Here is a 26,814-nt window from a genome sequence, read left to right as displayed (position 1 = left end):
ATGGTGCCGTGCCCGGTTTCTCAGGTCCCGGCGTCCGTTTTCCAGGCGCTCGCCCGGTACTGCTCGCGGCATACGCTGCGGGCCACCTTGCCGCTGGTGGTGTGCGGCACGCTGCCGGGCGGCACCAGCACGAAGTCGTGGACGGCGACGCCATGTCTGGCGGCGACCGCCGCCCGGACCGCGCGCGTCACCTCCGGCTCGGCGATGTCCCCGGGGCTCGCGTCCCGGCTGTGTTCGGCCACGACGACGAGGCGCTCGCCGTCGCCGGTGGCCACGGCGAAGGCGGCGACGCGGTGGCGGCGGATGGCTGGGTGGGCGTGCTGGACCGTCTCTTCGATGTCGTGCGGATAGTGGTTGGCGCCGTCGATGATCACCAGGTCCTTCAACCGGCCGGTCACGTACAGCTGCTTGTCGTGCCACACTCCGAGATCGCCGGTGCGCAGCCAGGGCCCGCCCTGTTCCTCGCCGTGGAGGACCGCGCGGAAGGTGGCCTCGCTCTGCTCGGGCCGTCGCCAGTAACCGCGTCCGATGTTGGGGCCGCGCACCCAGATCTCACCGATCCGACCGTCGTCTCTGCGCCTGCACGTCGCCCAATCGACGATCGCGATCTCCTGACCGGCCGGCCGGCCGCATGCCACCAGTTCGACCACCGACGCCCGGTCGGTCATCTCCACGGGGCGGGCGATGCCCTGGCCGAGCGCCTCCCGCTCGACGGCGATGACGGTCGGTTCCTCGCCCGCGGGAGAGGCCGACACGAACACGGTCGCCTCGGCCAGTCCGTAGGACGGCCGCATGATTCTGCGCATCATGCCGGCCGGCGCGAAGGCCGTCTGGAAGCGTTCGAGGGTGTCCGGTGTGATGGGTTCACTGCCGTTGACCATGGCGGCAACCGACCCCAGTGACAGCCCGGTACGCTCATCGGCGTCCACTCGCCGGGCGCAGTAGTCGTAGGCGAAGTTGGGAGCGGCGGTCAGGGCCCCGGTGTGCCGGCTCAGCAGGCGCAGCCAGCGCCCAGGTTGCTGGATGAAGGCCAGAGGATCCATGAGAACCGAGGGCACGTGGCCGATGACCGGCATCGCGATCGCCAGCATGAGGCCCATGTCGTGGTAAAGGGGCAGCCACCCCACGGTGCAGTTGCGGCCTTGGCGCAGGTCATAGGCCTCCAGCGCCTGGCGCGCGTTGGCGCACACGTTGGCATGCGTGATCTCCACACCGGACGGCATACGGGTGGACCCCGACGTGTATTGCAGGTACGCGACGTCGTCGGGCCGTGGCCGACCGTACTCGGCTGGAGAATGCGCCGCCTCCTGACGCAACTCTCCCTCGGTGACGATGCGGCTGCCGGAGGCGAGACCGTGTGCCGCGCAGAAGTCCGTGAGCAGCCCGCGTTGGGCTTCGACGGTCAGCAGCACCGCGGGGGCGGCCTCCTTGACCACCGCCGCCAGCTTCTCCTCGTGTCCGGGCAGGGACGGGGAGAACAGCGGGACGGCGATCGTTCCGGCACAAGCAGCGCCGAGGAAGCCGACGACGTACTCGAGACTCTGCGGCGCGACGATGGCCACCGTTTCGCCCTCTGCGACCAACTGACGCAGTCCGGCGGCAACGGCACGAACCCGGTCCTCCAACTGCCGCCAGCTCAGCGAGGAGGATTCTCCCTCGATCTGAGCGCTGTAGTCGACGAATGTGAAAGCGGTTTCATGCGGTGTGAGAGCAGCGGAATGGGCGAGATGGTGGCTGAGCGTGTCTGTCACCGATGATGGCACTGGCTTACCGAACCTTCTTTTTCAGCATGCAGAAGCGGGCCTGTCAGCAATGGCGCCTGCGAAAGAAACCTCTGCGACGGCCGCACGGACTGTGCGCGCCGCAGCTCGACGCGGTCCCGGGAGATAAGGAGGCAGGAAGCAGCAAAACACGGAGCAGTCATCTTATAGCGTCGACACGCCGATATGGGGGATCCCGTTGAGGCACCCCTCTGTTGGGGAAAGGCTTAGGTTTCACACATAGGCATATCGGTGAGTAATCGAGCACCAGAACGGGAGGACGGTGCAGGCTCTGGGCGGCCCAGCCGCCGTCCACGCATACCGGGCTCACCGTTTGGAACAGCCATGACCCGACTGCATCTGTGGAGCGTCATTACAGCCGTCATGTGCTGCACTTTCCTGACGGCTTTGGACAACACCGTGGTGAATGTCGCCCTGCCTCAGATCCGCGCCCAGCTGAGCATGACGGAAACCGACGTGAAATGGGTGGGGACCGCATACCCGCTCGCACTTGCCGGTTCTCTCCTGGGAGCCGGCCAGTTGACGGACAGCAGAGGTCGGCGCTGGTCCCTCCTCACCGGAGTGGCCGTGTTCACCGCGTCGTCGGCGTGCTGTGCGGTGTCGGCCACCGGGGTGATGTTGGTCGTTTTCCGCGCCTTGCAGGGCATCGGCGCCGCCTTCATCCTGCCGGCTTCTCTGGCGTTGATGGCCCACGACCTGCCCGCAAGGGTGCGCACTACCGCGTTCGGTGCGACAACCGCCGTTCTGGCCTGTGCGCTGGCTTTCGGGCCTGTGCTCTCCGGTGTGGTGACGCAGCACCTGGGGTGGGAATGGCTTTTCCTCATGAACATCCCCCTGGGGGTGTCCGCTTTCGTTGTCGGCGCTGTGGCCGTCCCCGGCCCGTCCGACCGCCGGAACCGCCCGGAGTCGCGCACCACGGCCCTCGTGCCGAACCATCAGATCCTCTTGGCCTGCGTTTTTCTGGCTGCCCTCGTCTACTGCCTGGTGCAGGGACCCGCTGACGGATTCACCAGGCCACCCGTCGTACTCTGCGGGATGGTGGCCATGGCGAGCCTGATCGCGATGCGCCGGGCCAAATTCGCACGCCATCCCGCCCTGGGACAGCTCCTGAGGGAGCGGGCCTACAGTGGCGGGCTCGTCACCCAGCTCCTGTGGGGCCTGGGAGTGAGCGGTGTCTATTTCTACACCTGTCAGTTTCTGCAGAGCGGTTTACGACTCAGCCCCACACAGGCAGGCCTGGCATTCACTCCCGTCTTCTCGGCTCTCTTTCTCACAGCCCCGTTCGTCACCGCCATGGCCAGGCGGTGGGGAGAGGACCGTGTCTCCGCTACAGGTCTGCTCCTGGTCGCCCTGGGGCTGCTGCTGGTCGCGCTGGGCAGTGAACAGGGCCGACTGGCCGACCTGATGCCCGGCTTGGCGGCCGTCGGTGTGGGGTCCTCGCTTGCCCTCCCCCTGACCACGCGAGCTCTGGCGTCCTCACCCGACCGCCTTTCCGGCTTCGCGGCCGGCCTCTTCGGTGCCACACGTGAGTTGTCCGGCGTGTTCGGCATCGTGCTCGTAGGCGCCGTGATGACGTTCGTGCAGCACCTGTGCCTTTCCCAGCAGGTGTCCCGCGCCGAAGCCTCGCTGACCGGGTATCAGGCCGGGCTCTGCATCGCGGCGGTGATCGTCGGCATGGGAGCCCCCGTCGCCGTATGGGCGCTGCGCCGTTCCCATGAAACGAGTGGGGCCACCAGCGGCCGGGTCGCGGGTTCGTCGCCGGACGCCGAATCGTGACGGCGACGGAAACCGCGGCCGAACGAGTTATTTCTATGATGATCGACGGAACGCGACGGAACTCTGACGTCCTGTCGTGCCAGCATGCGCTCGGAGGCTTCCGCGGTAACGGGAAACCCGTCCCACGCCACCATGCCAGGGGGCTCTCGATTCGTCCGCACCGGGTCACATGCAAAGGCGGTCCACCAGCCCATGCCATGCCACTTCGAGAAAAGCATCGGCCCAGCAAAGCTGATCCGCTTCTTCACCCTCGCATTTCTGATCCTTGTCACGCTGTCGTTCCTTGCCGGACCGACCGCATTCGCCGCCGGTCACACGGGCACGCCGGACCCCAGCGCCCGGATTACGGGCGTAAAGAGAATCAGTGCCCGGATGCTGGATCTGACCGTGCTGTCACCGGCCATGCGCGGCACGGTGCCTGTCCGTGTCATCCTTCCCAAGAGCTGGCGCAGCGAGCCGACACACAGATTCCCCACGCTCTACATGCTCCACGGTGGGGAGGATGACTACACCTCCTGGTCCCGTGAGACGGACATCGAAGATCTGGCGAAGGATTCCGAAGCGCTGATCGTGATGCCGGACGGCGGCATGAACGGTCAATACTCCGACTGGCTCGCCGGCGGGCCGCGTTGGGAGACTTTCCACACCCGCGAGCTGCCCCGTCTCATGGAACAGAAGCTCCGAGCGAATTCCTCCCGAGCGGTCGTCGGCCTCTCGTCGGGCGGACTCGGCGCGCTCAACTATGCGGGCCGGCACCCGGGCATGTTCCGCTACGCGGCCAGCTTCAGCGGATTCGTCGACCTCGATGACCCGGTGGTTCGCGCCTTCCTTTGGCTCTACAGCGCATTCCACGGCAACGAGGTGATCAGCGCCTGGGGTGACCCCACAGAGCATGCGGACGTCTGGAAGGCGCACAACCCGTCCGCCATGGTGACCGCCTACCGCGGCACGAAGGTCCACCTGGCCGCAGGGACCGGCGATGTGGGTCCGCTGGACCAGGGCCGAGACTTCGCCACGGTGCTCCCGTCGATGTCGGAAGGCCTCCTCGCCCCCAGCCAGGAGCGGTTCGCACGGGCACTGCGCGCGGTAGGTGTGAACGTCACGACGCACATCTACAAGCCCGGGACGCACTCCTGGCCCTACTGGCAACGCGAACTGCACCTCATCTGGCCCGCGGTGATGAACGAGCTCAGATGCTAGACCGGTCCTGGGAACGGCTCTGCTGACGGTTCCGGTCGGCACGCACGGTGCCCCTCATCGGGCAAACCGCTCAAGAGCTCGGCAGGCCTTGGCCACACCGTCCTCGGCGTTCAGTGCCCGGCCCAGCCGTCGCGCGGTCTCACCGTACTTCTTGTTCCCGGCGACGGCGCGCAGCCGCTCGGTAAGGGCCGAGACCGTCAACTGCCGGGCCGGCAGCGGCTTCGGGCCCGCGCCCAGACGGTGCACCCGCTCGGCCCAGTAGGGCTGGTCCCCGAAGAAGGGGCATACCAGGGAGGCCACTCCGGCCGACAGCGCCGCAGCAGTGGTGCCCGCCCCTCCGTGATGAACCACCGCCGCCATGCGCGGGAACAGCCAGCTGTGGGGAACGTCCCCGACGACCAGGACATCGTCTTCGCTCGTCGCAGGGTCTCCCGTGAGGACGCCGCGCAGACCGGCACGCCGAAGTGCCGCCCGTACCAGGCGACCGGTGGCCTCTCCGGCACTGGAGCTCATGCTGCCGAAGCCCACGTACACGGGCGGCGGTCCACTGTCCAGGAAGGCGACGAGGTCCGGCGACGGGGTCCAGAACGGCTCCTCGTGGAACCAGTAGCCGGTCAGATGGACATTCGGTCCCCAGTCGTTCGGCCGGGGTACGACGACGGGGCTGAACGCGCACAACACGGGCGTGAGACGGGCGTGGTGAAAAGGGCCGAGGAGGGACATCGGGGGAAGACCGAGGCTCTCGCGCCGCCACCTGTTGACGACTCGGCGGCATGACATCCAGGAGGCCAGATCGACCGCATAGAAGCTCAGCCGGTTACCGAAGGCGCCCAGGAAGCGCGCAGCGGGAAGCATGGGATGCGGGAATGCCCCGGAAGGGTGGCTCGGCTGGAAGTGGATGACCACGTACGGGACGGCCAGGTACTGACTCAGATGGAGGCCCAGAAAACTCAGACTGGGGGTCAGGATGAGATCGGCTCCTGCGACGCCCGTCTGTACCTCCGCGAGCATACGGGCGATCAGCGGCTCCAGGATCCGGTGCATACCGCGCACGAATTTTGTCGCGCTGCGCCCACCGGCCAGTAGTTCCTGCCCCTCCGGCGACGCGATGATCTCGGCGGGATCCAGCGAGAGCGGGTGGAATTCCAGGCCGGCCTGCGTGATCAGTTCCTGATAGCGGTGGCTGGCGAGCACTCGCACGACATCGCCCTGCCGATTCAGTCCTCGCCCCAGTGCCAAACACGGTTGGAGATCCCCGCGGGACCCTGCGGCAAAGATCGCTACGGTTCGGCCCATATCCACCTCGGTACGCGATAGGCGATGCGCTTCAGGATTACACCGCGTGAGCACCGCCATATCGGCGACTGCCTGGGTTCCCGCGTGTCGTTCAGTCACGGCCGCATCGCCGGTTCGTTCGACGTGCCGTCGACAGCGACCGGTTGGCCTCCACGACAGGCACTCCGGGCAGGTGCGAGCCGACCATCTGCGCGGCGATCCGGACAGCGGGATGCGGGTAGGGACGACTATGAGCCGGTCGTGGTCGTGTCGCCATCCTCCGCGTGATCCGAATTCCGTAGCCTCGACGCTTCGGGGCCGCAACAGCCAACGGTTGCGAGCTGATCCTGTGACCTGTAACGGCCAGAACAACCCCGCGACCGGCGAGGGCGGGCCCCCCTTGCCGGTGTACGGGCGCCGTCGAAGCGAGTGCGACGTCCTCACACCCTTCCGTGGAGCAGACCCAGGGGGTGCTCAAGCGGTACCAGTGCCGCAGTGTGCGTCTGACCGGTCAAGTCAGGCCGTGGTGATGGGCCTTGCCCAGCGATCGGGGGACTCGGATCCCGACACGGTGCCGGCCCGACGGGCCTGTTCATGCGAAAACCGCGTCACTGCTGTCGCTGCCGTCGTCGTGCGGCGTCATCGCGCGTCGTGTGGACCGGCGAGGGACCAGCGCCGGCTGCACGAGCCGGTGCCGTTCCACGCCGCGGCGGGCGTTGATGAGTGCGATCAGCAGATCGACCGCTTCGTCGCTCACCCGGTCCGGGCGGAGGCTGAGCGTGGTGACGGGCGGGGTCGTCGTCGCATAGTCCGGGTCCTCGCTGACGCAGGCCACCAGCAGGTCCTGGGGCACCCGGAGCCCGTGGTGCCGGGCGGCGGCGAGGATGTTGTGACCGGAGTCGGAGTAGACGCCGATGACGGCGTCCGGTCGCGGATCGCGGTCGAGCAGCCGGCCGACCGCGTCCCGTTCGGCGGTGAGGTAGTCGGGCATGGAGGCGTACTCCTCGACGAGGGCGGGCAGACCGCGCTCGGCGCACCAGGAAGCGTAGGCACGTTCGACCTGGTGGGGGTACGCGTCGTCGTGAAGGGGCCGGGAGAGCGCGATCCGTCGGGCGCCGGCCTCCGTGAGGTGGTCGAGCAGCAGGCGCATGCCGGCTTCGTAGTCGATGTCCACCCACGCGTCGCCCCAGTGCGGCTGGGGAGGCCGGCCGTCGGTGACCATCGGGACGCCCCGCTCCCGGAGGATGGAACGTACCGGGTCATCGGCGCGCGGTGCGACGTGGATGACGCCGTCCATGGGCGTGTTGAGCCACATCCACGGTGACAGGGAGTTCGGCATCACCATGACCATGTAGCCGCGCTCGTGCGCCGCCGCCATCGCGCCCAGCGTCAGCTGCGCGTAGTAGGGAATCTCCAGGTACGAGACGGGAAGGTCGCCGTACGTCGTCGTGGTGAGGCCGAGCACTCCGGTGCTTCCCCGGGCCAGGGCCCGGGCGGTGCTGGCCGGCGCGTGACCGAGTTCGCGTGCCGCGGCGAGCACGCGCTGCCTGGTCGCATCGGACAGCCGTCCGGTGCCGTTGAGCGCGTTCGACACCGTGGCCGTGGAGACCCCCGCCCGTGCCGCCACGGCGCCGAGTGTGGGGCGCCGCCAGACACGCGAACTCGTCATGTGTGTACCCCATGTACCCCAACAGCCCCATGACGGCTTGTGGTTAACACCTTAATCACGCAGCGTACCCGGCGACGGCGGCCGGGACGAGGGCCGCCGGGTCAGGAGTCATCGCATGCCAGTCGTTCTCGACGGCACCTCCGCGGCGCCCTCGGACGGCCCCCGCCCCGGCGGACGTTCCTGGCCGCGACCGGCCGGCCCTCCCCGGCAGGGACCTCGGCAAGGTGCTGGTGAAGGAGATTCGCGCCGTCAAGGTCCCGGGCTCCCTGGGCTCCGGCCGGACATCGGGCGGTCGCAGAGCACCCCATGAGGCACGTGTGGTCCACTCGGCCGGCGTGCCGGTCGCGGAACGAGAACGGTCGAGGCCGAGCAGGGCCGACTTCTCGCCACGTTCCGTATTCTTGCCCCGCCCAGGGGCCGTATCAGATCCGACGCCCGAGTGCCCGCGACCTCGCGGGTGCCGGGCGGCAGTACCTCACATGGAACAAAAAAGGGGAAGCGGTGGAGGCGACGAATACACGGGTGCGGCAGAGCACCATACCTCCGGTCGTCGCGGCGCGGTGGGCGCTGTGGACGTTTGTGATCGTCAACCTGGCGATCGTCGAGATTCTGTTCCTCACCGCGGGCACGGGCAAGAACGGGGTGCTCACGGTCGCCAAGTTCTTCGGCCTGCACGCCGCCGTGCTGATGCTGTTCCAGTTGCTGCTGGTGGCCCGGCTGCCGTGGCTCGACCGCCGTATCGGCATGGACCGGCTGACGGTGTGGCACCGGTGGGTCGGCTTCACCCTGTTGTGGACCCTTCTCACCCACGCCGTGCTGGTGGTGCTGGGCTACGCGCGACTCGATGACGCGTCGATGACGAAGACGTTCTTCGCGCTGGCCGGAGTACCGGCCTCCCTGCTCGGGATGCTGGCCGCGGCGCTCGTCGTCGTGGTCGCCGCGGTCTCCGCCCGACAGGTGAGGCGGCGGTTGCGGTACGAGACGTGGCACGGCCTGCACCTGCTGGTGTACCTGGCGTTGGGGCTGGCGTTCGTCCACCAGTTGCAGGAGACCACGACCTTCAGTTCCTCCGGGTTCGCGATGGCCTACTGGTGGGCCATGTGGCTGTTCGCGTTCGGTGCCCTGGTCACGGGCCGGATCGTCATGCCGCTGTGGCGCAACGCCTATCACCGGTTCCAGGTCGCGGCGGTGGTGCGGGAGTCGGACGACGTGGTGTCGGTGCATGTCACCGGCCGCCACCTCGACAGGCTGCCGGCCCGGGCCGGCCAGTTCTGCATCTGGCGGTTCCCCGGGCACAACCACTGGTGGCTGGCCAATCCGTTCTCGCTGTCGGCGGCGCCCGACGGCCGGACGCTGCGCCTGACTGCCAAGGCGGTCGGCAGCACCAGCGCCGGCCTGCGCGACCTTCCCGTCGGGAGCCGCGCGTTCGTCGAGGGGCCGTACGGGGCGTTCACCTCGTTGCACCGCACGCGGCCCGGCGCCCTGCTGATCGCCGGAGGGGTGGGAATCACTCCGGTCCGCTCCCTGTTGGAGGAGGACCCCACCGGCGATGTCGTGGTGCTCTACCGGGTGCGCAGCGAGGCCGACGCCGTGCTGGTCGACGAGGTACGGGCCCTGGTGGCGAACCGCGGCGGGCGACTGCACCTGCTCACCGGCCGCAGGGGTGAGGGAACACCGCCGTTCGAACCGGACAGTCTCCGTGCCCTGGTCCCCGACATCTCCGAACGCGACGTGTACGTCTGTGGCCCGCCCGCGATGACCTCGGCCGTGCTGGGCGCCCTGCGCGGGCTGGAGGTTCCCGAGCGGCAGGTGCACGCCGAGCGGTTCGGCCTGGCCTGACGAGCGCGGGCAGGCGCCCCGTACGGGTACGGCCCGTACGGGGCGCCTGTCGTCGGTCTCAGAACTGGCAGGTGTCCATCCAGCGCGTGACCAGGGACGGGTCGTTCTTGTCCGCGTCACGTACGGGGCCGCACAGGAACGGGCCGAAGCGGGTGTCGGCACGCAGCCAGAGGCTGAGGAACGACACGATCCACTTGCCCTGCTTGGCCTTGTCGCCGGAGCCCGTCATCGGGCACAGGTGGTCGCCCGGAACCTCGATGTAGAGCTTCTCGGCCTGGGACATGGAGGTGTACCAGGGCACCGCGTAGCTGTTGCCGTGGGCGACGGGGTCGCTCTGGCAGGTGAGGAAGAACGTGGGGTCGGTGACCCCGGAGAAGTTCTGGTTCGGGTAGTAGGGAGCGGTGGGTACTCCCGCCCGGAAGCGCGAATCGTCCCGGAGTGCCGCCATGACGCCACCGCCGCCCATCGAGTGCCCGACCGCGCCCAGCGTGCCGTTGACCTTCCCCGATATCGGGTTGCCGGTGGCGTTGCCGAGCGCGAGCAACTGCGTGCCGGCGGCGGTGATCTGGCGGCCACGGGAGGCGGGATCGTCGTTGAGCGTGTTGGTGCCGACATTGATGACGACGAAGCCCCAGGACGCGAGGCGGGGTGCGAGCCACCGCAGGTTCTGCTGTGTGCCCTGGTAGCCGGGCATCAGCACGACGCCCGGGTACGAGCCGCTCGTCGTCGGGTACGTGACCGTGCCGGAGCCGTATCCGCTCGGGCTGGGAACGGTGTAGGTGGCGGTGGTCAGCGGCCCGGCATCGGCCTCGAGAGACGCGGTCGTCGGGTCGGGGATCTGCTCGCCCGGAGGGGTGCCGCCGGAGCCGTACACCTGGAACTCCCACAGGGAGTAGCCGTAAGCGGTGCCGCGCTGGGTGCCGTGGAGGCGGACGTACCGGCCGCTGCCGTTCACGTCGAGGGTCTGCACGCCGCCGGTGCTCGTCGTGGTCGAGTAGAGGGTGGTCCAGGCGGTGCCGTTGTCGGAGGTCTGGATCTGGAAGGCACGGGCGTACGCGGTCTCCCAGCGCAGCACGACCTGGCTGAGGGTGGCGGTGGCGCCCAGGTCGACGGTCAGCCACTGCGGATCTCTGAACGTGCTCGACCAGCGTGTCCCGGTGTCGCCGTCCACCGCCGCCGAGGCGGGGGTGGACGCGGTCTCGGTGGACGAGGAGGTCACGGGCTTGCCCTGGGACAGCAGGTCGGCGGCGGCCGCCGGCGGGGCGGCGACCGTCAGCAGGGCCAGCGCCAGGCCGATGCTGGTCGCGAGGGCGATCAGTGCCGTCATGGCACGGGGTCGGGTCCGTAACGGCGTGGCTGTGTGGTTCGAACGAGTGGTTGGACGCATTGCTTTACCTCCGGATAGCGGTGAGAGCGCGGTAACCGGACAGCGAGGTTGCTCGCCGCGTGCGGCGGCTAGCGGGACTGTTCGAAGAGCCAGTCGATGACCACGTCGTTCTCGTAGGTCTGGGCCCATGAGAGGTGGGGGTTCACCGGTGTCGTTCCGGGGGTGTAGCTCGTGAAGAGCACATGGCTGCGCGTGGCCCGGGCCTGCCGCAGGAGCGCCCGGGATCGGGCCTCGAACTGTTCCTTCGGCAGATCGTTGGCCCATTCCCCACGGGTGACCCGTGCGCCGGCCGTCTCCAGCGCGTTCATCAGTGTCCAGGTGCCCGGCTTGCCGAACCGGCCCTCCCGGTAGGGAACGACCGGGTCGTCGACGGAGTGGTCGGCCCAGATGGGGATGTGCGTGATGCGTTCCATGGCGGCCGTCTCGCCCCAGCCGGCCGTGGGCAGGGCGGCCGCGAAGGTGTCGGGTCGCTTGGCCAGCAGGCTGTAGATGCCGCGTCCGCCGGAGGACAGGCCGACGAGATAGAGCCGGGCCGTGTCCACGTTCCGGGAGTGCTCGCTCACGAAGGTGTCGATGAGTTCGATCAGCGCCGCCTGGACCCTGGCGTCGGTCCAGTCCGTGCCGTCGGGTCCGTCCATGGGACGGGGCAGGGGGATCTGCGGGGAGAGGACGAACGCGGGGTCGCGGCGCCGGCGTCGCGCTCCGGCGAACGTGACCGCGATGCGGTTGGACGTGAGCTGGGTCATGTTGTTGTCCGCGACTTCACCACCGCCGTGCAGGGTGACGACGAGCGGGTATCGGGTGCGGGTTCGCGGGTCGCGTACGAAGCCCTCGGGCCGGTACAGCCGGAAGTCCAGTTCGAAACCCGCGGAGTCGGTGAAGGAGCCTGCGGCGAAGTCGTCGACGACGGGAGTGATGACGTCGTCGTTCCGGCTCGCGAACGGACCGGCCCTGAGCACCGGTTGGCCTTCCGGGGTGTGCACGTCCGCCGTCTGTCTGACGGAGTAGGCGCGGTCGAGTGGCAGGGGGTCGGTGCCGGCGGCCCGCGCGTTGGGGTCGTTCGGGTCGAGTTCGAGGATCAGGCGGTCCCCCGGCCGTCCGGGGTGAGGTCGGACGTCCACCGCGGCGGTGGAGTTGGTGTAGACGCGGGTGACCTTGCGAGCCGCTGTCTGTCCGCCGACCGTTGCCTTCACCTCGAAGGCCGAGGGCGGGACGACCCCGCCGCGTAAGTCGATGCGATGCGCGTACTGGAGGGCCACGGCTGTCACCAGCCAGTTGTTCCTCGGCGTCACGCGTGTCACAAGGTCGGTGCGCAGGACGGGATTTCGTCCGGGGGCCGCTGGTCGCCCTTCGGGCGCGCCCGTCGTGGTGTCGGATCTCGTGGTGTCGGATCTCGTGGTGTCGGCCGCGGCGGCACCCGCCGTGCTCACGGCAGGTGCCGCGACCGCACCGGCGGTGCCGGCGAGCACCGTACGTCTGCTGATCCGTGTCATGGGGCCTCGTCTCGTTCGGTGGGGCACCCGGACCAGGTGCCTGTTGGGTGGGGATCTCCGGTCGCCCGGCTCCGGGCTCTCGGCGGTCAGAGGGAGAAGGCGCCGGTCAGCAGGGCGCCGGCGGTCATGACGAGGGTCGTGGCGAAGGCCCAGCGGAAGATGAAGCGCTGGTGCTCGCCGAGCGGCACACCGCTCATGCCGACCAGGATGAACGTGGACGCGGTGAGCGGGCTGAGCGGGAACCCCGTGGTCATCTGACCGAGGATGGCGGCCCGGGCGACCTCGGCCGGGTCGGTGCCGAAGCCGTTCGCGGTCTCCGCGAGGACGGGCAGCACCCCGAAGTAGTAGGCGTCCGGGGTGAAGACCAGACTCAGTGGCATGCCGGTGACGGCCACCGCGACGGGCAGGTGCGATCCGACGGAGTCGGGGACGACGGCGACGAAGGCCTCGGCCATCTCGTCGATCATCCGGGTGCCGCTGAGGATTCCGGTGAGCACGCCGGCCGCGAAGATCATCGTGGTGACCAGGACCACGTTCTTGGCGTGCTTGTCGAGCAGCGCCTGTTGCTGTTCCCAGGTCGGGTGGTTGACCAGCAGCGCGATCGCGAAGCCAAGGACGAACAGCACCGGAAGCGGCATCACTTCCTGGATCAGGCAGACCACGAGGGCGATCGTGAGCAGGAGGTTGAAGATGTTCAGCCAGGTCCGCGGCGGGGGCACGACCCGTACGGTGCCGGGCCCGTCCCCGGGGGATGGGAGGGCCTCGGGCTCCTGCGCGTCGGCCGTCGTGGGCGTGGACTGTCGACCCGGCTCGGCTGTCGCGGCGGTCGTGGCCTGTCCGCCCGGCTCAGCTGTCGCGGCGGCCGGGGCCGTCGTCGAGGACAGCGCGGCGAGACGGTCGCGTTCCCGGCGGCCGAGCAGGTAGGAGGCCACCAGCACCCAGGCGATACCGAAGCCCATCGCCGGCAGCACGGGGTTGAAGACCTCGGAACTGTCCAGCTTCAGGGCCGCCATGGCTCGTACGGTCGGGCCGCCCCAGGGGACCATGTTCATCACGCCCGCGCCCAGGCAGACCACTCCGGACAGCACCAGGGGGTTCATGCCGAGCCTCTTGTAGACCGGCAGCAGCGCGGAGACGGTGATGAGGAAGGTGGAGGCGCCGTCGCCGTCCAGGGCCACGCACAGTGTGAGGACGGCCGTGGCGACGGTGATCCGCAACGGGTCTCCACGCGCCACCCGCAGCAGCCCGCGGATCAGCGGGTCGAAGAGTCCGGCGTCCACCATCAGGCTGAAGTACAGGACCGCGAAGGCGATCATGATGCCGGTGGGGGCGACCTTGGACAGCCCGCCGAGTATGAGCTCGCCCAGATCGCCCGCGAAGCCGCCGATGAGCGCCGCCAGCACCGGAAGCAGGATCAGGGCGACCAGTACCGAGGCGCGCCTGGTCATGGTGAGCAGCAGGAGGACGGCGATCGTGGCGAAGCCCAGGGCTGCCAGCATGGCGGCGCTCGCTTTCTCCGGGACGGCCCTCGGCGGCGGTGGGCTGGAGCTGAGCGGGCAGGCCGAGGTGTTACGCGAGAGTTTCGGAGCACCGGTGGATCGGTGTCCAGCATCAAACCGAGATCTGTCCATGCGATAAGCGCATCAATGCGGGGGCGCGCCCTATGCTCGTCCGCCATGGAGGCCACCACCCTGCGTCAACTGGCTGCGTACGCGGCGGTCGCCCGCGCCGCGAGCTTCACCGCGGCCGCCGCGGAGATGCACGTGTCCCAGTCCTCGCTCAGCCGTGCGGTCGCGGATCTGGAGCGACAGCTCGGCGTCCAGCTCCTCGAACGGGACACCCGTAACGTGCAGTTGACCGCGGCCGGTGTCGAGGCCCTGCGTGTCGCCGAGCAGATCGTCACCGCTCACCGGGCGGGCATGCGGGAGCTCAGGCGCTATCTGCTCGGCGAGTCGGGAACGGTCGCCGTGGCCACCCTCCCGTCGGTCGCCGCGGTGCTCCTGCCGCAGGTGATCTCCGACTTCCGCCATCGACGGCCGCAGGTGGCGGTACGCCTCCTCGACGGCCTGGAACGGCCGGTACTTGACCGGGTCCTGTCCGGTGACGCCGACTTCGCGATCACCACCGTCGGGGACCCTCCGAAGCAGTTGGAGCACCGCCCCCTGGTCAGGGACCGCTTCGTCGCCGTGCTGCCGCAGGACCACCCGCTCGCCGAACGCGACCAGATCGCCTGGGACGACCTCGCTCGCCACCCGTTCCTGGCCGTCGGGCGCGATTCGAGCGTGCGACGGCTCACCGACGCGGCGTTCGCCCAGATCGACGCGCGTGCCGTACCGGCGGCCGAGGCGGGCAGTGTCGCGACCGTGGGCGGACTGGTGACGGCCGGTCTCGGGGTGTCGGCGATGCCTGCCCTCGTGCTTCCGCTGATGGGTGCCGGGCCCGTCGTCTGTCGCCCTCTGGTGGACCCCGTGGTCGACCGGCGCCTCGACATCGCGGTGCGCGTGCGGCGAACGCTCCCGACCGTCACGGAGCGGTTCCTGGAGACGCTCGAGGAGTTCCGCCGCCACAGGCGCGCTCTTCCGCCCGGGGTTGCGTGGGCATGAGGCCGCGTGAGACCTCCCAGCGCTTCGTGGACATGAGGCCGCGTCAGACCGCCAGGTCTTTCGTGGGCATGAGCCCTCGTACGCCCTCTCCCCGATTCATGCGTTTTCCGCATTGATTGATGGCCTTCTGTTGCTCGACAGGCATTTCGCCGCTCCGGCAGTCTGAGGTCCGGGACCGCAACGACCGTGAGGGAGCGCATCGGTGTCGGACGACGAGCGGAACAGCGCCGGACGGGGTCAGTTGCGGGGACTGAGAGTGGTCGAGTTCGCCCATGTGGTGGCCGGGCCACTGGCGGGCTCGATGCTCGCCGACCAAGGGGCCGACGTCGTCCATGTGGAACCCCCCGGAGCCGGTGACGCGGCCCGTGCCATGGGGCCCCGACGTGACGGTGTCCCGCTGTGGTTCAAGGTCGCCGGCCGCAACAAGCGCTCGGTCACCCTCGATCTGCACCACGAGGCCGGCCGGAGCGTGGCGCGCCGGCTCGTCGCCTGGGCGGACGTCGTCATCGTCACCCTGCGCGCCGGACGCCTGCGCGCGTGGGGGCTCGACTGGGATTCGGTGCACCGGATCAACCCCCGGGCCGTACTGCTGCAGATCTCCGGCTTCGGTGCCACCTCGTCGCAGGCGGACGCCCCCGGCTTCGGCAAGATGGGCGAGGCGCGCAGCGGAGTCGTCCATCTGACCGGGTTTCGCGACGGCCCGCCCGTCCACACCGGCTTCTCGCACGGCGACGCCGTGACCGGCCTGATGGGCGCCTACGCCGTCCTGGCCGCCCTCCACCGCCGCGACCACGACCCGGGGTTCGACGGCGAGTGGATCGACCTGGCCCTCTTCGAGTCCCTGTTCCGTCTGGTCGAGTGGCAGGTCATCGTCCACGACCAGCTGGGACGAGTGCCCGAGCGCTCCGGCAACCAGCTGGCGGTCGCTCCCGGGGCCGTGATCAACACCTATCGCACCCGCGACGGTGAGTGGATCACGGTGACCTCCGCGACGCTGCGCTCGGTGCGCAACGTGGCCCGCCTGCTGGGGCTGCCGGAGGAGGAGTTCGCCACGGCGGAGCAACAGTACGACAGACGTGGGGAGTTGGACGAGGGGCTGCGGGACTGGGTGGCGGAGCGCGGCACGGGCGCGTGCCTCGACGCGTTCGCCCGTGCCGAGGTCGTGGCCTCACGGGTGTTCGACGCGGCGGACATCGCCGCCGACCCCGTGTACGCCGAACGGGAAGACATCGTCACCGTCGAGGACCCCGACCTCGGGCCGGTGCGTATGCAGGCGGTGATCCCGCACTTCCGCCGGCAGCCGGGCCGGATCTGGCGGACGGGGCCCGCCCTCGGGCAGGACAACCACCTGGTCTACGGGCAGTGGCTCGGACTCGGTGCGGACGAGCTGGCCGACCTGGAGCAGAGCGGTGTCATCTGAGGCGTGCGCGCGGAGTTCTCCGGGGGGCGACGCGGAAGCGCGCGACCGGCCCCCGCTGCGCTCGCTGCTCTTCGTCCCCGGCACCAGAACCGACTGGTTGCCCAAGGCCCGTGCGGCGGGCGCCGACGCGGCCGTCCTCGACCTGGAGGACGCGGTGCCCGCCGCGGACAAGCCCGCCGCCCGTGCAGAGGTGGCCGACGCCATCACGCGGGCCACCACCGCGCCGGCCGATCAGGCGGGACGGATGGCACTGTTCGTCCGCGTCAACCCGCTGGACGGCTGGGCGGGCGCCGAGGAACTGCGCGCGGTCGTACGGCCCGGGCTCGCCGGCATCGTGCTCCCCAAGGTCCGCTCCGCCCAGGACGTGAGGCTCGCCGACCAGCTGCTGAACTGGTGCGAGCGGGAACAGGGGCTGCCCCCGGGACGGGTCGCCCTGGTGCCCCTGCTGGAGACGGCCCGAGGCCTGCGCGAGGCGTACGACATCGCGCGAGCCGCCCCGCGCATCGCCTACCTGGGCGCTCTCACCGCTCCCGGCGGCGATGTGGAGCGTGCCGTCGGCTACCGCTGGAGCCCTGAGGGCACCGAAACGGTGGCACTGCGTTCCCGGGTTCTGCTGGACGTCAGGGCAGCCGGAGTGCCGTGTCCCGTCGGCGGACTGTGGACGCGTGTCGGAGACCTGGCGGGGCTGCGTGCCTTCGCCGAACAGAACCGTTCCCTCGGCTACGAGGGGATGATGGCGATCCATCCCTCCCATGTCCCCGTGATCAACGAGGTGTTCGCTCCCAGCCCGGCCGAACTCGCCCGCTGCGCGGACCTGATCGCGGCGGTCGAGACGGCCCAGCGCAACGGGACGGGCGCGGTGACGTTCCGGGGGGAGATGGTCGACGAGGCCATGGCCCGTACGGCTCGCCTCGTCCTCGACCGGCACGGGGCGCACCCGTCGCCCCCGCATTCAGGCGATGCCTGAACGGCGCCGCCTTCAAGGCCCTCCTGCACGGCACGACCAAGCTGGTCAAGGGCAGGGACTACAGCCTTGCCGACAACAGGCTGCCCCTGAAGTCGGCCGCGCTCACCCGGCTCGTCGGGGACCGTTCGCACGGGGTCGACGCGACACTGCGGGCCGGGTTCTCCCGGGGCGTCCCCTGGCGGAACACCGCGTTCGCGCCGGACCCGGCCAAGAAGGCCATCCGCCTCACCCCCGCCTTCCTCGACGCGGTGCAGAGTGACACGCGCGTGAAACTCACCTTTCACTTCTGGAGCGGCGCCACGACGACGCACTACGTGACCACGTCGGGAAGCACGGTCACCGGCACGACGTCCTGAACACGGGCCGGTGCCCCGCCCGGGAAGACGTGGTCGCCGAGCGCCGGCTTCACCACGCTGTCGATCAGTCGTCGACGGCCGGGCTCGGAGGCGGCGGGGTGAAGTGGCGGGCGGCGGCCAGGAGAAGGACCGCGAGGACGGCCGGTGCCGCGTAGGCGAGACGGAACTCGCCCGTGGCGCCGAGGAGTCCGCTCACCGCACCGCCGGTGATGACACCGACGTAGTTGAAGAGGTTCAGGCGTGCGAGGACCGTCTCCGAGTCGGCGGGGCGCAGCCGCGCGGCGGCGGCCAGACACAGCGGGGCCAGTACGGAGGCGCCGAGACCGACCGCCCCGGCCGCGAGAGCGGCGAACGGCCAGCTCGGTGCGGCGGCCATGCCGGCCAGGGCGACCGCTACCAGCAGGGCGGCGGTGCGGACGACGGCGACCGCGCCGAACCGTCGCACCAGGCGGTCGGTCGCGGCCCGGCCGGCGACCGTGCCGGCCTGGTAGGACGCGTACGCCAGCGGTGCGACCGTGAGGGACGCGGCGAGGGTCTGGCGCAGGTACACCGCCGACCAGGCCGAGACGGTGGAGTCGACGACGTAGACGACGAGGAGGACCAGGCCGAAGGGGATGAGCCGGATCCACAGGCGACGCCCCGGCTGCGGCTGCGTGTCCGACGGCTTCGCGGATGCGGAGGGCACGGAGGACGGGAGGGCGTGCGCTCGTATGCCCAGGGCGAGGAGCAGCACGATGCCGGCCTGCGTGCTCAGGCCGGCCGCCGGGGGCCACTCCAGTCGGGCGGCCCCGGCGGTGAGCAGGGCCGCGACCACGCCACCCACGCTCCATGCCGTGTAGAAGGAGCCGAAGATGCTGCGGCCGTAGGCGCGTTCGATCGCCGCGGCCCGGGTGTTGACCCCGACGTCGAGGGCGCCGACCGCGAGGCCGAAGAGGATGTACGCGCAGCCGACGGTCGCCTCGTCGGGAGCCCACGCGATCAGCACCAGCGCGACGGCGGCCGTCAGCGCGGCCCCGCGCATCGTGGCGACGGGACCGGAGCGGCGGATCGCCGCCAGACCCAGGAAGCTGCCGGCCCCCGCCGCCAGCGCCACCGCGACCATCAGGGTGGTCGTCAGGAGGGGGGCCAGTCCCAAGCGTTCGGTGACAGCCGGGACGGTGGTGTAGACGGCGGCGACGGAGACACCTTGTGCGGCGAAGGCCAGGGTCGCGCCCTTTCGGGCGCCGTGCCTGGAGACCGGGAGTCCGGCCCTCGTCCGGGCTGGAGCGTTGAGGGACATGGTGCCGGCACCTTCGTTTCCTGTGTGCGCTGGAGCGGTCGGTCGAGGACCGGCGAGCCGCATACCGTGCGGGTCGCGGAAACCGTAGCCAGGGCGCGGAGGACGGGCTCAGGACGCCGGAGGCCGTACAGGGGACCTCGGGGGCCACGATGTGCGACCGGCGATGTCCGCTGCCTACCGTGGACGTCCGAGAAGAAGGTGAGTGCGATGTCCCTTGGCTCCGGCCCCCCAGACTCCCCCGGGACGAGCCGCAGCACGTCGGCGACCATCCAGCCGAACATCCTGCGCTATCTGGTCGCGGTCGCCGACGAGCGCGGCGTCGATCTGCGGCCTCTGCTCAAGCGGATGGGACTGGACGAGACGGTCATGCGCTCCGCCGCCCTGCGGGTGTCGTACCGGCAGGGCAGCGCGGTCATCCGCCGTGCGCTGGAGCTCACCGGGGACGAGCGCCTGGGGCTGAGGGTCGGCGCCGCGCAGCACCTGACCGCATGGGGGCTCCTCGGTTTCGCCCTGATGGCCGACGACACGCTGCGGCACGCCATCGAGACGGGGGTGAAGTACCAGAACCTGTCCGGTGCGATGGTGGTGTGGTCGGCGGGCGCGGGCGAGGAGGACGACGCCTTCGTGCTGCGCGCCGACCTTCCCGATCCCGCCATGGACCCGGCCGTGGCCGCCTTCCTGGTCGAGGAGGCGTTCGCCTCCGTGATCACCCTGTCCCGGCTGGCCGTCGACCCCGCCCTCACGCCGAGGGCGGTGGAGTTCGTCCTTCCGCCACCGCGCGAACCCGGCCTGTACGGCGCCCTGTTCGCCTGTCCGGTGCGCTTCGGCGCCCCCGCCAACCGTATGGTGTTCGACGCAACGTGGGCCCGTACGCGGATGCCCGGCCGGGATCCGGTGAGCTACGCCTCCACGCTGGAGACGCTCGACGCGCAGGTGGCCTCCCGCCGCGACCAGCAGGACCTGCTGGAGGTGCTGGAGATCTCCGTCGCGCAGAGCCTGCCGGTGGTGCCCTCGTTCGGCGAGCAGGCGCGGCGGCACGCGACGAGCGAGCGGACGCTGCGCCGCCGACTGGCCGAGTGCGGCACGACGTACGAGGCACTCGTCGAGGGGGTGCGACGGGAACGCGTCGAACAGCTGCTGCTCAGACCGGAGTTGACGCTGCGCGACGTCGCCCGCCGGGCGGGGTTCTCCGACGAGCGGGCCCTGCGTCGCGCGGTACGCCGCTGGCACGGAAGCTCCCCCGTCCAGCTGCGGGAGCGGATGCTCCGGAGGGCGGGGCACACGGAATGACATGTCGTCACGTCACGTCAACGCGTGCGGATCCAGACCGTCTTCTGCCGGGTCCACTGGTCGAACGCGTCGGTGGACTTCTCCACTCCGCCGAATCCCGACTGTTTCCAGCCGCCGAAAGGCGTGGTGATGGCACCCTCGCTGTAGGCGTTGACGGAGACCACGCCGGCTTCGATGCCCCGGGCCAGCCCCAGCGCGGTGTCGAGGTCACGGGTCCACACCGAGGCGGCGAGACCGTAGTCCGTGGCGTTGGCCATCCGCACCGCCTCGTCCTCCGACGTGAAGGTCTGGATGGTGACGACGGGACCGAACAGCTCCTTGGTGAGGACGTCGCTGCCGTCGGGCGCCCGGGTGATCACGGTGGGCGGGTAGTAGGCGCCGCGCGGTGGGAGCCCGTGAGGCAGTCCCCCGGTGTGGATCTGGGCCCCGCCGGACCGGGCGGCCTCCACGGCTGACGAGACCCGGTCGAACGCGGCGCGGTCGATGAGCGGACCCATCCGCGTGCGCGGGTCGGCCGGATCGCCGACGACGAGTTCGCGCGCCGCGGCCGTGAACCGCTCCAGAACCTCCTCGGCGATGCCGCGGTGCACCAGGATCCGGGAGCCGGCCGTGCAGTTCTGCCCCATGGTCAGGAACGCGGCCTCGATCATGTGGTCGATGAGCTCGTCGCCGTAGGAGAGCGCGTCGGCCATCAGCACCTGAGGACTCTTGCCGCCCATCTCCAGCGAGACCCGCTTGAAGTTGCTCACGGCAGCGTCCTTGAGGATGCGGCGCCCCGTCGCGGTGGACCCGGTGAAGGAGAGCGCCCCCACGAGGGGGTTGACAGCGAGGGCTGTTCCGGCTTCCCTGCCGTATCCGGGCAACACCGTGAGTACCCCGTCGGGCAGGCCCGCCTCGGCCGCGAGGGCGGTCAGGTGCAGCGCCGAACGCGGGGTCGCCTCGGCGGGCTTGACCAGCAGACAGTTGCCGGCGGCCAGGGCCGGTCCCACCTTCCAGGCGGTCATGGCCAGCGGATAGTTCCACGGCAGGATCGCCGCGACGACCCCGACCGGTTCGCGGCTCACGAGGCCGAGACCGTCGGGTCCGCTCGGCGCGAGGCGGCCGAACACCTTGTCGGCGGCCTCCGCGAACCAGCGGATCGACTCGATCGCGCCCGGTACGTCGCCCGTACGGCACTCCGTGATCGGTTTGCCCGCGTCCTCGCTGTCGAGCCGGGCGAGGATCTCGGCGTCGCGTTCCATCAGGTCGGCCAGTCGCAGCAGGACCGCGCCGCGTTCCCGGACGGGCAGCCGTGACCAGACCCCGGCCTCGTGGACCTGGCGGGCCCGCTCGGCGGCCTTGGTGACGTCGTACGCGCTCGCGGCGGGCAAGGTGGTGATCGGCTCCCCGGTGGCCGGGTTGACGACCCGGAGCATGTCGTTCCTGGTCATGCCTCCTCCACCAGCTCCCAGCGCCCGTCCGTCCGACGGGCCAGTCCGCGTCGGCGCAGCTCCTCCAGATAGCGGGCCATGCCCCGGTCTCCGCGCTTGCGGAACAGCGGCAGGATCCGGGGCAGCAGGTTGGGCACGAGCATCGCGCACCGCACCAGACGGGACTCGCCGGGCCGGGGGTAGGCCTCCAGCCGGGGTCTGTTCAGCAGGCTCACCACGGCCGCGACCACGTCGGAGGGCTGCTGCGGCCGGTCCTGGAACTGCAGGGAGTTCCCGCTGTCCACGGCCTCCTGGCGCAGCATCGGGGTGTCGGTCGCCGACGGCAGGACCGAACCGGCCCGGATGCCCCGGCTCCCGAGGTCGAGCCCGATGGCGAGCATCGCGCCGCGCAGCCCGAACTTGGAGGCGGTGTAGATCGGGGTCTCGCCCAGCGGGAAGATCCCGCCCAGGGAGACCGTGGTGACCACCCGGGGGTCCGTGGAAGCCTGCAGCAGCGGGACGGCGATACGGGTGGCGACCAGCGGTGAGGTCAGGTTGAGGGTGATCTCCCGCTCGATGCTCTCGACACTGCGGACGTCGAAGCGTTGGGCGCTGGTCATGCCGACGTTGTTGACGAGTACGTCGAGGCGGCCGTGGTCATCGGCGACCAGCTCGAACAGCCGCTCCACCTGGGCGCGGTCCGTCAGGTCGCATCCGATGCCCGTGTGCCCGGCGCCGGGAAGGTCCGCGGCCACCTTCATGGCCCGGACCGCGTCGATGTCGACGACGACGCAGCGGGCGCCGCCGGAAGCGAAGCGCCGGCACAGCGCGCTGCCGATCCCGCCCGCGCCGCCGGTCACCACGATGACCTTGTCGGTGAAGTCGTACCGGCTCATGCCGTCGCCTCCACGCGTCGCGGGGACCGCACGGCCGGCGGCCGGCCCTCGGTACGCCAGCCCATCTCGCGGGCGACCTTGCCGAGGTACTTCACGAAGGCCCCGCTGTCGACGTAGCCGGTGTGGCGGGGCGAGTCGACGAACTTCAGTCCGCCGGACAGGTCCGGCCGGTCGGCGCGGATCATCCGGGCGAACCGCTCCGCGTTCGGCAGCCGGTGCCGTGCGTCGTGAAGGAATGCGGCGATCAACTGCGCCTGGGAGTCGAAGAGCCGGTACGCGCCGGAGTTGGTCTCGACGAAGCCGATGCCGAACAGGCCCTCGTGCTCGCGGGAGAACGACGACAGGTACAGGTCCGGGTGCTGCTCGTCGCCGAAGTACCGCTGGGCGACCGGCACTCTGTGGACGTAACCCGTGGCCAGCAGGACGAGGTCGAAGTCGTCACTGGTGCCGTCGGTGAAGTGCACGGTCCTGCCCTCGGCGCGGGCGATCCCCGGCCGGGCGGTGATGTCGCCGTGCTGGAGGTGGTGGATCAGCATCGAGTTGATGGCCGGGTGGGTCTCGAACAGCTTGTGGTCCGGTTTCGGCAGCCCCAGGCGTGCCGGGTCGCCGTTGATGATCCGCAGGAGGGTTCCGAAGAGCCGTTGCGCCAGCCACATGGGCAGGTGCGGCCCGCTGTCGGCGATGGTGTCCACGGGTCGGCCGAACAGGTGTTTGGGAATGAACCAGTATCCGCGTCGCATGCTGATCACCGCGTGGTCGGCGGTCCGGGCCGCGTCGCAGGCTATGTCGCAGCCGGAGTTCCCCGCGCCCACGACCAGGACCCGCTTGCCCCGCAGCTCCTCCGCGTCCCGGTAGCCGACGGTGTGCCGTATTTCCCCGCTGAACTCCCCCGGCAGATCAGGGATGTTGGGGTGCCACTGCGAGCCCGTGCACACGACGACCTGCCCGTGCACGCTCTCCCGCCCGTCAGCCCGGGTGACCGTCCAGGTGCCGTCCGCGTTCTTCTCGACGGCCTCGACCTCGGTGCCGAACTCGATGCGGTCCGTCAGCCCGTAGGCGTCCGCGAACGATGTCAGATACGACAGGATCTGCCGGTGCGGCGGGTAGTCCGCGAAGTGGTCGGGCATCGGAAAGCCGCCGAAGCCGGAGAGGGTCCTGCTGGAGATGAAGTGGGCCGACTCGTACATCGGGCTGCCGGGGTTGTCGATGTCCCAGATCCCGCCGGGCCCGGTGTGCCGCTCCAGGTGCGTGTACGGCAGCCCGCGCTCCGCCAGGGCCCTGGCGACGGCCAGCCCGGCGGGTCCGGCCCCGATCACGCACGTGTCCAACTGGCTTTTCTTCACGGGCCTGCCTCCTCGTCCATCCCGCTTCACGGGTCTTGGGAGGCAACGTATTCACTCGCCGTCCGGCGGGAACTGACCCGCGCGGCCACGGACCGGACCTCAGCGGCCGAGCCGGCGGCCGTCCTCGTGCGGGTGTTGATCCGGCAGGGGCTGTTCGGCCCAGATCGTCTTGCCGACGGGGGTCTGGCGGCTGCCCCAGCGCTCGGCGACCTGGGCGACGAGCAGCAGCCCGCGGCCGCCCTCGTCGAAGGTGCGGGCGCGCCGCAGGTGGGGGGCGGTGTTGCTGCCGTCGGAGACTTCGCAGATGAGCGCGCCGGCACGGATGAGCCGCAGCTGGATGGGGGCGGCGCCGTAGCGGATGGCGTTGGTGACGAGCTCGCTGACGATCAGCTCGGTGGCGAACTCCAGCTCGGCCAGGCCCCAGGCGGCCAGTTGTTCGCCCGCCATCCGGCGGGTCCCGGCGACGGCCGCGGGATCCGGGGGGAGCTGCCAGGTGCGTACCTGGTCCGCGCCGAGCGTGGACGTGCGGGCCAGCAGCAGGACGATGTCGTCGGCAGGGGGGTCGGGCCGTACCTTGCGCATCACCTCCTCGCACGTCTCGTCCAGAGTGGCGGCGGGGTGGCGCAGCGCTTCGCCCAGCAGGTCCAGTCCGACGTCGATGTCGCGGCCCGGCGCCTCGATCAGCCCGTCGGTGTAGAGGGCGAGCAGACTGCCCTCGTCCATGTCGATCCGGGCCGACTCGAAGGGCAGTCCGCCCAGGCCGAGCGATGGGCCGGCGGGCAGGTCCAGGACGCGGACGGTGCCGTCGGAGGTCACCAGGACCGGTGCCGGGTGCCCGGCCCGCGCGAGGTCGCACCGGCCGGCGACGGGGTCGTAGACGGCGTAGAGACAGGTGGCACCCACCTCTCCCGAGGCGCTCTCCGACTCCCCTCGCGCTTCCGGGCCCTCCTCCTGGTCGAGACGGATGACCAGGTCGTCCAGGCGGGTGAGCAGCTCGTCGGGCGAGAAATCGGCGTCGGCGAGGGTCCTCACCGCGGAGCGGAGACGGCCCATCGTGGCCGAGGCGTGCACGCCGTGGCCCACCACGTCGCCCACCGTCAGCGCGACCCGTCCCCCGGACAGGGAGATGACGTCGAACCAGTCTCCGCCGATCTCGTCCCCCGCGTCGGCGGGGAGGTATCGGTAGGCGAGGTCCACGGCCTCCGCGTGCGGGAGCCGCTCGGGCAGCAGACTGCGCTGGAGCGCGAGCGCGGTCCGGCGTTCGCGGGTGTAGCGGCGGGCGTTGTCGATGCTCACGGCGGCCCTGGCGGCGATCTCCTCGGCGAGCATCAGGTCGTCCGGGCCGAAGACGTCCTCGGTCCGGTGCCGCATCAGTTGCATCACGCCGAGGTTCACCCCCCGGGCGCGCAGGGGCACCATCATCACCGAGTGGATCTTGAATCGCCGCATGCTCTCCGCGCGGGCGGAGGAGGCCGTCGTCCACGCGCGCAGCAGTGGGTCGCCCGCGGCGTAGTGGGCACCCCGGCCGGTGATCAGTGCCTGCGCCGGTGGTGAGCCGGGGGGATAGACGTCGGTGCCGTCCGCGGGGACCACCGACTCCGGGCATCCCGGGAGCACCGAGCGCTGCGCGCTGCGGCGGAAGACGACCGGCGTGTCGGGCGGTACCGGCTGCGGCTCATGGCCCTGGACGACCGATTCCAGCAGGTCGACGGTGACGAAGTCGGCGAACCCCGACACCGCCACCTCGGCCAGTTCCTCGGCGGTCCGGGTCACGTCGAGAGTGCTGCCGATGCGCACACCGGCGTCGTTGAGCACCGCCAGGCGACGCCGGGCCCAGTACTGCTCGGTGATGTCGATCACCAGCGCCGACAGGCCCAGCACCCCGCCCGCCCGGTCCTTCAGCGGGGAGAGGAACAGCGACCACGCGTGATCGCGGACCTCGCCGGAGGCTCGGAACGGCTGCTCCTCGCGGAAGATCTTCTCGCCGGTGCGCACCACCTGGTGCTGAAGGCGGTCGATCTCGTCCAGGGGCGGTGCGGGATAGATCTCCCACAGCGTCCGCCCTCTCATCTCCTCCGGTCTCAGGCCCATGGCCTGGCTCATCACCTGGTTGCAGGTGACGAACCGTGCCTCGCCGTCGTAGATGGCCACCGGCAGCGGGAGCTGCGCGAGCGTGAGGTCCCAGAGCTCCGCCGTCTCCACGTCCGAGGGTCCGGAGGGGTAGGTCACCGTCGCCGGTGTGACGACCCAGTGCGTCCTGCCCCGCGCGTCCCCCAGCGGGGTGCCGCGGAGCCGCACGGTGACACGGTCGCCGTCGCGGCCGCGCAGCGCCAGATCGCTCGTCCAGGGCTCGACGGCGGCCAGGTGGCGCCGCATCGCGAAGGGAAGCGTCGAGGCGAGCAGGCCCGAGACCGGCCGGCCCACCACGTCCCCGGGCTCGTACCCGAGCAGCCTTCCGGCTCCCGCGCTGCACACCATGACGGCTCCGCGGGCGTCGATGACCACCGCGAAGTCGTCGGGTGCGGCTGTTCCCCCCGCTCGTGCGGTCGTGTCGGGCTCGTTGTCCATGGGCGTACACCGACGTCGTTCCTGCCGCAGGTCCACGGCGCTGCTCACCGGTCGAAGGCGATGCCTCCAGCATCCCGCCGCGGCGCATCCCGCTCAACCGGCGGCGCGCGGACGCGTCGGCCGTCAGCTGTCAGCTGTCAGCCGGTCAACCATCGGCCGTCAGCCGGGGGCGTCCCCCGACAGGAAGACGTCCGCAGCAGGGTTGTCAGGGGCATGCCCTCACTCCTACAGTCCCAGAGCAGAACGGAATGGGAGCGCTCCCA

19 protein-coding genes are annotated in these 26,814 nt (G+C 70.4%); 8 read left to right on the top strand and 11 right to left on the bottom strand.

From position 1 onward, the window contains the following. Positions 1–20: 20 nt before the first annotated feature. A complete protein-coding gene (locus ACWD26_RS00815) occupies positions 21–1,751 on the bottom strand; it encodes a fatty acyl-AMP ligase (protein ID WP_451264764.1) in 1,731 nt (576 codons plus the stop codon). A gap of 354 nt (positions 1,752–2,105) precedes the next feature. On the opposite strand from ACWD26_RS00815, the gene ACWD26_RS00810 reads away from it, so the two are divergent. Continuing rightward, positions 2,106–3,557 (top strand): MFS transporter, encoded by a 1,452-nt coding sequence (locus ACWD26_RS00810; RefSeq protein WP_451264762.1) that lies wholly within the window; start codon positions 2,106–2,108, stop codon positions 3,555–3,557. Positions 3,558–3,749: 192 nt separating this feature from the next. Continuing rightward, the gene (locus ACWD26_RS00805; protein ID WP_451264760.1) at positions 3,750–4,757 is read left to right on the top strand and encodes an alpha/beta hydrolase; all 1,008 of its coding nucleotides are present in this window, start codon (positions 3,750–3,752) and stop codon (positions 4,755–4,757) included. A 54-nt stretch (positions 4,758–4,811) separates the two neighbouring features. Here ACWD26_RS00805 and ACWD26_RS00800 read toward each other — a convergent pair whose 3' ends face one another. Both ACWD26_RS00800 and ACWD26_RS00795 read right to left on the bottom strand, forming a co-directional pair. Next, a complete protein-coding gene (locus ACWD26_RS00800) occupies positions 4,812–6,053 on the bottom strand; it encodes a glycosyltransferase (protein WP_451265255.1) in 1,242 nt (413 codons plus the stop codon). A gap of 571 nt (positions 6,054–6,624) precedes the next feature. Further along, a complete protein-coding gene (locus ACWD26_RS00795; RefSeq protein ID WP_451264758.1) occupies positions 6,625–7,701 on the bottom strand; it encodes a LacI family DNA-binding transcriptional regulator in 1,077 nt (358 codons plus the stop codon). 522 nt (positions 7,702–8,223) lie between these two features. On the opposite strand from ACWD26_RS00795, the gene ACWD26_RS00790 reads away from it, so the two are divergent. Further along, positions 8,224–9,540, top strand: coding sequence for a ferredoxin reductase family protein (locus ACWD26_RS00790; RefSeq protein ID WP_451264756.1), 1,317 nt, complete (start codon positions 8,224–8,226; stop codon positions 9,538–9,540). Positions 9,541–9,598: 58 nt separating this feature from the next. Here the strand turns inward: ACWD26_RS00790 and ACWD26_RS00785 are convergent, their stop codons facing one another. From ACWD26_RS00785 to ACWD26_RS00775, 3 genes are all read right to left on the bottom strand, one after another. Next, on the bottom strand, positions 9,599–10,867 hold the full coding sequence (locus ACWD26_RS00785; protein WP_451264754.1) for a poly(ethylene terephthalate) hydrolase family protein: 1,269 nt from the start codon (positions 10,865–10,867) through the stop codon (positions 9,599–9,601). A gap of 128 nt (positions 10,868–10,995) precedes the next feature. Then, positions 10,996–12,420 carry a phospholipase gene (locus ACWD26_RS00780; RefSeq protein ID WP_451264752.1) on the bottom strand — a complete coding sequence of 475 codons (1,425 nt, stop codon included), beginning with the start codon at positions 12,418–12,420 and terminating at the stop codon, positions 10,996–10,998. Between the two features lie 86 nt (positions 12,421–12,506). Next, positions 12,507–13,919 carry a CitMHS family transporter gene (locus ACWD26_RS00775; protein ID WP_451264750.1) on the bottom strand — a complete coding sequence of 471 codons (1,413 nt, stop codon included), beginning with the start codon at positions 13,917–13,919 and terminating at the stop codon, positions 12,507–12,509. Positions 13,920–14,096: 177 nt separating this feature from the next. Here ACWD26_RS00775 and ACWD26_RS00770 point away from each other — a divergent pair, with 177 nt between their 5' ends. The 4 genes from ACWD26_RS00770 to ACWD26_RS00755 all read left to right on the top strand — a co-directional run bounded on the left by ACWD26_RS00770 (position 14,097) and on the right by ACWD26_RS00755 (position 17,766). Further along, positions 14,097–15,023, top strand: a complete 927-nt coding sequence (locus ACWD26_RS00770; protein ID WP_451264748.1) for a LysR family transcriptional regulator — start codon at positions 14,097–14,099, stop codon at positions 15,021–15,023. A 202-nt stretch (positions 15,024–15,225) separates the two neighbouring features. Beyond that, positions 15,226–16,443, top strand: coding sequence for a CaiB/BaiF CoA transferase family protein (locus tag ACWD26_RS00765; protein WP_451264747.1), 1,218 nt, complete (start codon positions 15,226–15,228; stop codon positions 16,441–16,443). Further along, on the top strand, positions 16,433–17,410 hold the full coding sequence (locus tag ACWD26_RS00760; RefSeq protein ID WP_451264745.1) for an HpcH/HpaI aldolase/citrate lyase family protein: 978 nt from the start codon (positions 16,433–16,435) through the stop codon (positions 17,408–17,410). The genes ACWD26_RS00765 and ACWD26_RS00760 overlap by 11 nt, the downstream gene beginning before the upstream one ends. After that, on the top strand, positions 17,407–17,766 hold the full coding sequence (locus ACWD26_RS00755; protein ID WP_451265253.1) for a X2-like carbohydrate binding domain-containing protein: 360 nt from the start codon (positions 17,407–17,409) through the stop codon (positions 17,764–17,766). Before ACWD26_RS00760 ends, ACWD26_RS00755 begins: the two co-directional genes overlap by 4 nt. Positions 17,767–17,830: 64 nt before the next feature. Here ACWD26_RS00755 and ACWD26_RS00750 read toward each other — a convergent pair whose 3' ends face one another. Further along, positions 17,831–19,045, bottom strand: coding sequence for an MFS transporter (locus ACWD26_RS00750; RefSeq protein WP_451264743.1), 1,215 nt, complete (start codon positions 19,043–19,045; stop codon positions 17,831–17,833). Between the two features lie 207 nt (positions 19,046–19,252). On the opposite strand from ACWD26_RS00750, the gene ACWD26_RS00745 reads away from it, so the two are divergent. Continuing rightward, complete coding sequence (locus ACWD26_RS00745; RefSeq protein ID WP_451264741.1) at positions 19,253–20,335, top strand: AraC family transcriptional regulator; 1,083 nt, start codon at positions 19,253–19,255, stop codon at positions 20,333–20,335. Positions 20,336–20,352: 17 nt separating this feature from the next. Here the strand turns inward: ACWD26_RS00745 and ACWD26_RS00740 are convergent, their stop codons facing one another. From ACWD26_RS00740 to ACWD26_RS00725, 4 genes are all read right to left on the bottom strand, one after another. Next, positions 20,353–21,765, bottom strand: a complete 1,413-nt coding sequence (locus tag ACWD26_RS00740; RefSeq protein ID WP_451264739.1) for an aldehyde dehydrogenase family protein — start codon at positions 21,763–21,765, stop codon at positions 20,353–20,355. Beyond that, a complete protein-coding gene (locus tag ACWD26_RS00735) occupies positions 21,762–22,640 on the bottom strand; it encodes an SDR family NAD(P)-dependent oxidoreductase (RefSeq protein WP_451264737.1) in 879 nt (292 codons plus the stop codon). The genes ACWD26_RS00740 and ACWD26_RS00735 overlap by 4 nt, the downstream gene beginning before the upstream one ends. Beyond that, on the bottom strand, positions 22,637–23,983 hold the full coding sequence (locus ACWD26_RS00730) for a flavin-containing monooxygenase (protein ID WP_451264735.1): 1,347 nt from the start codon (positions 23,981–23,983) through the stop codon (positions 22,637–22,639). Before ACWD26_RS00730 ends, ACWD26_RS00735 begins: the two co-directional genes overlap by 4 nt. Before the next feature lie 99 nt (positions 23,984–24,082). Further along, positions 24,083–26,551 (bottom strand): SpoIIE family protein phosphatase, encoded by a 2,469-nt coding sequence (locus tag ACWD26_RS00725; protein ID WP_451264733.1) that lies wholly within the window; start codon positions 26,549–26,551, stop codon positions 24,083–24,085. Positions 26,552–26,814 lie beyond the last annotated feature (263 nt).

It is taken from the genome of Streptomyces sp. NPDC002787, assembly GCF_053592095.1.
The sequence above is the reverse complement of the archived record's forward strand: the minus strand, read 5'-3'. Positions and strand labels throughout refer to the sequence as shown.

Coding starts and splice junctions, on each gene's coding strand:
- ACWD26_RS00810 (WP_451264762.1), top strand. CDS start 2,106: ATGACCCGACTGCATCTGTGGAGCGTCATTACAGCCGTCATGTGCTGC.
- ACWD26_RS00805 (WP_451264760.1), top strand. CDS start 3,750: ATGCCATGCCACTTCGAGAAAAGCATCGGCCCAGCAAAGCTGATCCGC.
- ACWD26_RS00800 (WP_451265255.1), bottom strand. CDS start 6,053: ATGGGCCGAACCGTAGCGATCTTTGCCGCAGGGTCCCGCGGGGATCTC.
- ACWD26_RS00795 (WP_451264758.1), bottom strand. CDS start 7,701: ATGACGAGTTCGCGTGTCTGGCGGCGCCCCACACTCGGCGCCGTGGCG.
- ACWD26_RS00785 (WP_451264754.1), bottom strand. CDS start 10,867: ATGACGGCACTGATCGCCCTCGCGACCAGCATCGGCCTGGCGCTGGCC.
- ACWD26_RS00780 (WP_451264752.1), bottom strand. CDS start 12,420: ATGACACGGATCAGCAGACGTACGGTGCTCGCCGGCACCGCCGGTGCG.
- ACWD26_RS00775 (WP_451264750.1), bottom strand. CDS start 13,919: ATGCTGGCAGCCCTGGGCTTCGCCACGATCGCCGTCCTCCTGCTGCTC.
- ACWD26_RS00770 (WP_451264748.1), top strand. CDS start 14,097: ATGGAGGCCACCACCCTGCGTCAACTGGCTGCGTACGCGGCGGTCGCC.
- ACWD26_RS00750 (WP_451264743.1), bottom strand. CDS start 19,045: ATGTCCCTCAACGCTCCAGCCCGGACGAGGGCCGGACTCCCGGTCTCC.
- ACWD26_RS00745 (WP_451264741.1), top strand. CDS start 19,253: ATGTCCCTTGGCTCCGGCCCCCCAGACTCCCCCGGGACGAGCCGCAGC.
- ACWD26_RS00740 (WP_451264739.1), bottom strand. CDS start 21,765: ATGACCAGGAACGACATGCTCCGGGTCGTCAACCCGGCCACCGGGGAG.
- ACWD26_RS00735 (WP_451264737.1), bottom strand. CDS start 22,640: ATGAGCCGGTACGACTTCACCGACAAGGTCATCGTGGTGACCGGCGGC.
- ACWD26_RS00725 (WP_451264733.1), bottom strand. CDS start 26,551: ATGGACAACGAGCCCGACACGACCGCACGAGCGGGGGGAACAGCCGCA.